Origin of the sequence: Plesiomonas sp. (genome assembly GCF_051650925.1) — a bacterium.
Taxonomy (GTDB): Bacteria; Pseudomonadota; Gammaproteobacteria; order Enterobacterales; family CAMTGL01; genus Plesiomonas.
On sequence record NZ_JBOFRH010000448.1, the window covers coordinates 1 to 6,321 of the forward strand.

Below are 6,321 nucleotides of genomic sequence, written 5' to 3' on the forward strand. Positions count from 1 at the left end.
TTGGAGTGTCATACTCTACGTGAGAAGTGTTGATGGTGATACCACGAGCTTTCTCTTCTGGTGCGTTATCGATTTGATCGAATGCACGAGCTTGGCCACCGTATACTTTTGACAGTACGGTAGTGATTGCTGCGGTCAGGGTAGTTTTACCGTGGTCAACGTGGCCGATAGTACCAACGTTAACGTGCGGTTTAGTACGTTCGAATTTCTCTTTAGACATTGAATAGTCCCTCTAGACGCGGTTATCGGTGGTAATAGTTACCACATCAACCAAGCATGGCTTGTTGAATATAGAACAACGTTAGAATGGGATAGAAGAATTCAGGAAAGATGGTGCTGATACCCAGAGTCGAACTGGGGACCTCACCCTTACCAAGGGTGCGCTCTACCAACTGAGCCATATCAGCACATTGGAGCGGGCAGCGGGAGTCGAACCCGCGTCATCAGCTTGGAAGGCTGAGGTAATAGCCATTATACGATGCCCGCATCCTGAAACTCGGCTACCACATTCTGGTAATTTGGTGGAGGGAGAAGGATTCGAACCTTCGAAGGCTGAGCCGTCAGATTTACAGTCTGATCCCTTTGGCCGCTCGGGAATCCCTCCGGATTCTTTGTTATGGTGCCGACTACCGGAATCGAACTGGTGACCTACTGATTACAAGTCAGTTGCTCTACCTACTGAGCTAAGTCGGCGTACCACAAGTGCTGCGCATTTTATGGGTACTTGAGAGGCGATGCAACTGTTTTATCGCAAAAAAATCCACAAAATGGTTCAACTGCGTAGATTTTGTTCAAGGAATGTGTCTATTACGTTCTATACTATCGCCTTTGCCACAGGCACTATCTGTATTGTTCTCTTTTTAGCGGTTAAATAGGCTTTGTTTAACCCCGGATTTGGCTATGACACAACATCAAGACATTGCTACACCTTTCGTTTCTTTTGATCGACAAGCATGGGCAAATCTCCGTGACTCGATTCCGTTGACCTTAACGGAGTCTGATTTATCACGTTTAAAAGGGATTAATGACGAGCTTTCACTCGATGAGATTGTGGATATTTATTTACCGCTGTCGCGTTTGCTGAATTTTTATATTCGCTCTAATTTACGCCGGCAATCGGTTTTAGATCAGTTTTTAGGGCGAGAACGCCAGCGAATACCGTATGTAATAGGTATTGCAGGCAGTGTTGCAGTAGGAAAAAGTACTACGGCTCGAATTTTACAAGCGCTGTTAACCCGCTGGCCGGAACACCGCAATGTCGAGTTGGTGACAACCGATGGTTTCTTGCATCCTAATAAAGTGCTTAATGAGCGCAATATCATGAAGAAAAAGGGGTTTCCTGAGTCTTATGATATGAAAAGTTTGGTGCAATTTATCTCTGAAATTAAATCAGGTAAGCCGAATGTGGCCGCTCCGGTCTACTCGCATTTAATTTACGATATTATGCCGGAGACCAAGAAAGTGGTTGAGCAGCCGGATATCTTGTTGCTCGAAGGTTTAAATGTGCTGCAAAGTGGTATGGATTACCCGCATGATCCACACCGTGTCTTTGTATCTGATTTTGTTGATTTTTCTATTTATGTTGATGCGGATACAGCGTTATTAAAAAGCTGGTATATCGACCGTTTTCTGAAATTCCGCCAAGGGGCATTTTCAAATCCAGACTCCTACTTTCACCATTATGCGCAGCTTCCTGAAACGGATGCAGTCGGCATTGCCAATCAAATTTGGGATGAAATTAATGGTCTGAATTTGGAGCAAAATATTTTGCCGACCAAAGAGCGGGCCAGTCTGATTTTAACGAAGGGGCCAGCTCACGCTATTGAGCGGGTGTCATTGCGTAAGTGAGCGGGTGCACTTGCATAAGTTAAGTCTATAAGTCGATGGCAAGGGCGCGGTGTAGAGATAAAACTCACCGCTTCCCTGAATATGTTTTATGTTTTTATTGTGCGTGTGCTTGTAACCACGGTGCGACAGCAGATAAAAAGTAACGCCCGCAATGCCGCCCGACCCAGTAGTCGTGATCAAGTTCATTTTGCTTGCTGCCCAACGTTTTACTGGCCAGATTGTGTGGTGGATAGATCTCAATAATCCGTAAATTATCCGGTGGATTGAGTAAAAAGTGCTGGGCTTGCTGATAGCTCTGCTCATGGTGTTCGACCATTTTCGCCATGTGGTTAAACTTGCTGTGTGATAGCCACTGGCTAAACCGGCTCAGCCATTCTGAGGTATAGTAAGGCTCAGAAGGGACAGTTCGGATCACGACGACGACATCGGCCCCACGCCGATATGCCTCTTCCACCGGTATGGCGGCGCTAACACCGCCATCCCAGTAACGCTCTCCGGCTACATCAACCCCATTTCGGTATAAACCTGGAATCGCAGATGAGGCTTTCATGCTGTCGTGCCAGCTATCAGCATGCGCAGGAAAGTACACCGGTTTGAAGTTGTCATAGCGTGAAGCGCACATCAGAAATTCACGGTTATGCAGGCGTTTTTCAGCCCGTTCTAATGCTAACGGATAGACTTGTGAAACAGAGTCCATCAGCCAGTCTAAATTCAGCATATGCCCACCCGAGGCAAAGCTCATCGGGCTGAAAAAGCGCTTTTGGGTGGTAAAGCGGGTGATGACATTGCGTGCATAGCCGGTCTGGTTGAGGACGTAGGCAGATGCATTTTGCGCGCCTGCAGATGTGCCCAAAATCAGGCCAAACGGGTAGTATTCATCACCTAAAAACTCATCTAATACGCCGGCAGTAAAGATGCCGCGCTGACCGCCGCCTTCACACACCAGTGCAAGTTTGTTATAGCGGATTGGATGGGCAATCGACAAAGGTTCAATTCGACCCAAGCTTAACGGCAGACGCTTACCCATAAACAGACCTTCAGACATCAATAAAACGCATCATAGAGTAAGTGAAGTGTAACCGCGAAACGAAAATTCGGCTCATTTCACTTACATCTAATTAGTAAGAATGCGTTTAATTGGTAAGAATGGTTTTCCATGGAAGTGCGGGATCACCCACGCTGATGAAATTTGGGTTCTCGAGGGTTTCGCGGCGGTTGTAGCTCAGTGGCTGTAAGTAGGTATCTGACAGATGACCACCCGCTTCATGCAAAATACATTGGGTTGCACCGGTATCCCACTCACCAGTAGGGCCTAAGCGCAGGTAACAATCGGCGATACCTTCGGCCACCATGCAGCTTTTCAGTGAGCTTGAGCCATGTGGCAGTAAGGTATAGTGCCAGTCTGGGTTGAGTTGTTCCGCCAGCATAGCTTCCGACTGACGGCGACTGACGGCAAAGGTGAGTTGTTTTGTCTGTGCATCAACGGTGCGACTCTGTAAACGGGTGGTGACTCCGGCGATATCACGTTTAAAAGCACCACCGCCATGGGTTGCGTAATAGCTGATTTTGCTGATAGGTGCATAGACAACACCAAGCACCGGCTGATGCTGCTCAATCAGGGCGATCATGGTCGTAAATTCGCCGCTACCGTAGATAAACTCTTGTGTGCCATCAAGCGGGTCAACCAACCAGTAACGTGACCACTGGCTACGGGTACTCAATGGGATATCACACTCCTCTTCTGAGAGAACGGGGATATCTGGCGTAAGTGCGCGTAGGCGTTCACTGATCAGGGCATGAGCGGCCAGATCAGCACTGGTGACCGGCGTATGATCTGATTTTATCTGCTGCTTAAAGTTGCCTTGTTGATAGATATCAGCAATCAACTGACCAGCCTCTTGGGCTATCGCCAATACCGGCGATAACAGCGCCTCAGGTGTCATGGGATTCTCCGCTTAAGGTTGAGATGCTTGTTCGGCATGATGTACGGTCTGGTTATTCAGCCAATCACGTACCATAAACAGGGCTGTCATGGCACGTGCTTCATTAAATTCAGGCAGTGCCAGCAGTGCGTCAATATCACTTAACGGCCAGCGGATCAGGGTGAGTGGTTCTGGCTCATCGCCTTCGAGCTTGCAGGGGTAGAGATCTCGCGCCAGTAGCAATGTCATCCGGCTTGAGAAGTACGCCGGTGACATCATGACCGATTTTAAGACGGTCAGTTGATGGGCACCAAAACCGGCTTCCTCCATCAGTTCACGGTTGGCAGCGGCCAACACGCTCTCTCCGCGATCAACCAGCCCTTTGGGGAATCCGAGCTCATAACCCTCAACACCAACGGCGTACTCGCTGATCAGCAGTAAATCATTATCGATAATCGGCACAATCATCACCGATTCTCGCTGACTAGGGTGCATCCGCTCGTACACACGCTCAACGCCGTTACTAAAACGTAAGTTTACCGATTCAATATGAAACAAGCGTGAACGGGCTGCGGTGGTTACCGAGAGTATGGTTGGTTTGTGTAATATTTTATCCATAGTGCGCCCTGCGTTGCCCCTGTGCTGATCATGTCGCTGACCCTGCGACTACGCTGATATGACTCTGCTGATATTTTTGTTGATGTTGCTCTGCTGGTTACTCTGCTGATTATCCTGCTGATAGTACCGCTGAGAATGCCATTTGACCACGCTGACAGCAGAATATGTATACCAGCAGAGTTGTGAAGCTATTCCCTTTGCACCGATTGTGGCATTGACGATATTAGGTACATAGGTGATTTTGGCAAGACTCTATTACCACGGCTGCTTAAGTTGCAACGGGTACTGCCCTTGTGCATCTGGCGAACCGAGTAGTGTCAGCCCTTGCTTGAACATTGGGGCAAGGTCCGCTTTCGGTTGGAAAGTGCCTTGCAGATCCCAGCCGGACGCGGTCAGATTAGCTTTTGCATCAACCACAAATTGCGGCGATTGAGCTTTTAAGATCGCATGCAGTGTTTGCGGTTTGGGACAGGAGAGGATTGCTCCTGCCGGTTTGGCTGTAAGCTCATTGCCCATTAATGTTGCACTGGCCTGATTCCATACAACAACAGCTTGCAACTGTTCGCACCCTGCAGATGTAAGCTGGGCTTCGGTGAGGTTCAAATCCATACGGCCACTTAATGTCATCGGCAGTGTAGGTACAAAGTTATTGATACTGCTGGCCGGCAGACTAACCCGCCACTCACGCAGCTGCCAGCCTGACCAAGTACGGCGCACTTCACCGTGACCTGCAATATGCAGCTCACTGTTTTGACCGAGTTTGAGTTCAACGGCCGGTTGCAGTTGCAGTAATGCCAGCCAGTTAATCCGCCAGCTAACTTCCCCTAAATCCCACTGCTGATAGCGGGCTTGGGCGGCACTGCCCTGCCACCAATAACCGTTAAGCGTACCCAGTTTTAGCTCAGGTTGGATAACCGTCAGCAGCGGACGCAGCAGGTAAGCCGGAGCATGAACCATGGCACTGATGCCTACCACACCGGCCAATAACAGGGTACTTTTCCACACAGTTCGCATGTTTAAGGTTGCTCCAATTGCAGACGTTCCACTTTCACCATGCCGGATTGTTCGGTGGGAAGCACATCGAGGTACACGACTTCAATACCCTGTTCGAGGCGCAATTTCAGCAGCCAACTGAGCAGCTGATTAAAGGGGAGATCTTCTATCCATAACTGCAAAGATCTCTCTTGTGGTTGCATACGGATCACTTTTAACCCGTTCTGGCTGGCACTTAAGCTGACTTGTTGCGACAGGCTTTGGCTGCTGCTACCCGCTGTGGTGGTTTTGCCCTGCTGCTGTTGCCAACTGCGGATACTGTCCGCCGAGGTTTGTATCTGGGTCAGCAGTTGCTGGTTTTGGCGCAAGCGCAGCGCCTGTTGAGCAATATTGTGATTCAGCGGTTGCCATATCCCCCAGAAAAAAATACCCAGCAGCAAACAGAGCCCGCCCGCTTGTAATAGACGTTTCTCACGTAAGGAGAGCTGTTTCCACCATATTGGCATTAGGGTTTCTCCTTGATAGTGAGTGTGCCGACCACTTGGCCGGCTTCACGTGATAACTGGCCCTGCTCGACCGAAAACTGGTTACTGAGTGCCGAGCGCAGTTGCTCAAGCTGGGCAAAATCGGCGGCTTTAGCCTGAATACGCAATGTTTGACGATCACGATCATATTTCATGCCCATAAAACGCACGGAGGTTGCGGTGTTGGCTTGCTGCTCTTTTGTCACGGTTTCGGCCACTTTCCGCAAGCGCGGGATCAGACCCTGCATAACCGGCTGGCCGCGCATTTGGCGCAATACGCCGTTGAGCTGTGCACGTAAGTTCACCAACCGCTTTTGCTGTGGGAACAGTGCCCGATAAGCGTTTTCCGCCTGTGACTGAGCCTGATCAGCCTGACGGGTCAGTTGCCACAGTTGCACGCCGCGATCGACAAACAC

At 49.4% G+C, this 6,321-nt stretch carries 8 protein-coding genes and 4 tRNA genes; 1 reads left to right on the forward strand and 11 read right to left on the reverse strand.

Translation table 11 applies throughout. The features are described 5' to 3' along the window. From ACRC27_RS10820 to ACRC27_RS10840, 5 genes are all read right to left on the reverse strand, one after another. The coding region (locus tag ACRC27_RS10820) for a GTP-binding protein (RefSeq protein WP_438622912.1) at positions 1–220 on the reverse strand (220 nt) is incomplete at its 3' end. 111 nt (positions 221–331) lie between these two features. Further along, positions 332–407, reverse strand: a tRNA-Thr gene (locus ACRC27_RS10825). A 4-nt stretch (positions 408–411) separates the two neighbouring features. Continuing rightward, positions 412–486 (reverse strand) — tRNA-Gly (locus ACRC27_RS10830). A gap of 33 nt (positions 487–519) precedes the next feature. Next, positions 520–604 (reverse strand) — tRNA-Tyr (locus ACRC27_RS10835). Between the two features lie 13 nt (positions 605–617). Beyond that, positions 618–693 (reverse strand) — tRNA-Thr (locus ACRC27_RS10840). Positions 694–900: 207 nt separating this feature from the next. On the opposite strand from ACRC27_RS10840, the gene coaA reads away from it, so the two are divergent. Then, positions 901–1,848 (forward strand): type I pantothenate kinase, encoded by a 948-nt coding sequence (coaA, locus tag ACRC27_RS10845; protein ID WP_438629273.1) that lies wholly within the window; start codon positions 901–903, stop codon positions 1,846–1,848. Between the two features lie 94 nt (positions 1,849–1,942). Here coaA and ACRC27_RS10850 read toward each other — a convergent pair whose 3' ends face one another. From ACRC27_RS10850 to gspL, 6 genes are all read right to left on the reverse strand, one after another. Beyond that, on the reverse strand, positions 1,943–2,893 hold the full coding sequence (locus ACRC27_RS10850) for a patatin-like phospholipase family protein (protein WP_438623786.1): 951 nt from the start codon (positions 2,891–2,893) through the stop codon (positions 1,943–1,945). 88 nt (positions 2,894–2,981) lie between these two features. Beyond that, positions 2,982–3,791 carry a 3'(2'),5'-bisphosphate nucleotidase CysQ gene (gene cysQ, locus ACRC27_RS10855; RefSeq protein ID WP_438629271.1) on the reverse strand — a complete coding sequence of 270 codons (810 nt, stop codon included), beginning with the start codon at positions 3,789–3,791 and terminating at the stop codon, positions 2,982–2,984. Between the two features lie 12 nt (positions 3,792–3,803). After that, the gene (nudE, locus tag ACRC27_RS10860; protein WP_438623788.1) at positions 3,804–4,388 is read right to left on the reverse strand and encodes an ADP compounds hydrolase NudE; all 585 of its coding nucleotides are present in this window, start codon (positions 4,386–4,388) and stop codon (positions 3,804–3,806) included. Positions 4,389–4,643: 255 nt separating this feature from the next. Further along, positions 4,644–5,402: a type II secretion system protein N gene (locus ACRC27_RS10865; RefSeq protein WP_438639868.1), complete on the reverse strand. Its 759-nt coding sequence runs from the start codon at positions 5,400–5,402 to the stop codon at positions 4,644–4,646. 2 nt (positions 5,403–5,404) lie between these two features. Next, positions 5,405–5,887, reverse strand: coding sequence for a type II secretion system protein M (locus tag ACRC27_RS10870; protein WP_438631718.1), 483 nt, complete (start codon positions 5,885–5,887; stop codon positions 5,405–5,407). Beyond that, on the reverse strand, positions 5,887–6,321 hold a 435-nt coding region (gspL, locus tag ACRC27_RS10875; RefSeq protein WP_438639869.1), incomplete at its 5' end, for a type II secretion system protein GspL. The genes ACRC27_RS10870 and gspL, both read right to left, overlap by 1 nt.

What these genes read in the sequence shown, in the direction of transcription:
- coaA (WP_438629273.1), top strand. Translation starts at nt 901, where the DNA reads ATGACACAACATCAAGACATTGCTACACCTTTCGTTTCTTTTGATCGA.
- ACRC27_RS10850 (WP_438623786.1), bottom strand. Translation starts at nt 2,893, where the DNA reads ATGTCTGAAGGTCTGTTTATGGGTAAGCGTCTGCCGTTAAGCTTGGGT.
- cysQ (WP_438629271.1), bottom strand. Translation starts at nt 3,791, where the DNA reads ATGACACCTGAGGCGCTGTTATCGCCGGTATTGGCGATAGCCCAAGAG.
- nudE (WP_438623788.1), bottom strand. Translation starts at nt 4,388, where the DNA reads ATGGATAAAATATTACACAAACCAACCATACTCTCGGTAACCACCGCA.
- ACRC27_RS10865 (WP_438639868.1), bottom strand. Translation starts at nt 5,402, where the DNA reads ATGCGAACTGTGTGGAAAAGTACCCTGTTATTGGCCGGTGTGGTAGGC.
- ACRC27_RS10870 (WP_438631718.1), bottom strand. Translation starts at nt 5,887, where the DNA reads ATGCCAATATGGTGGAAACAGCTCTCCTTACGTGAGAAACGTCTATTA.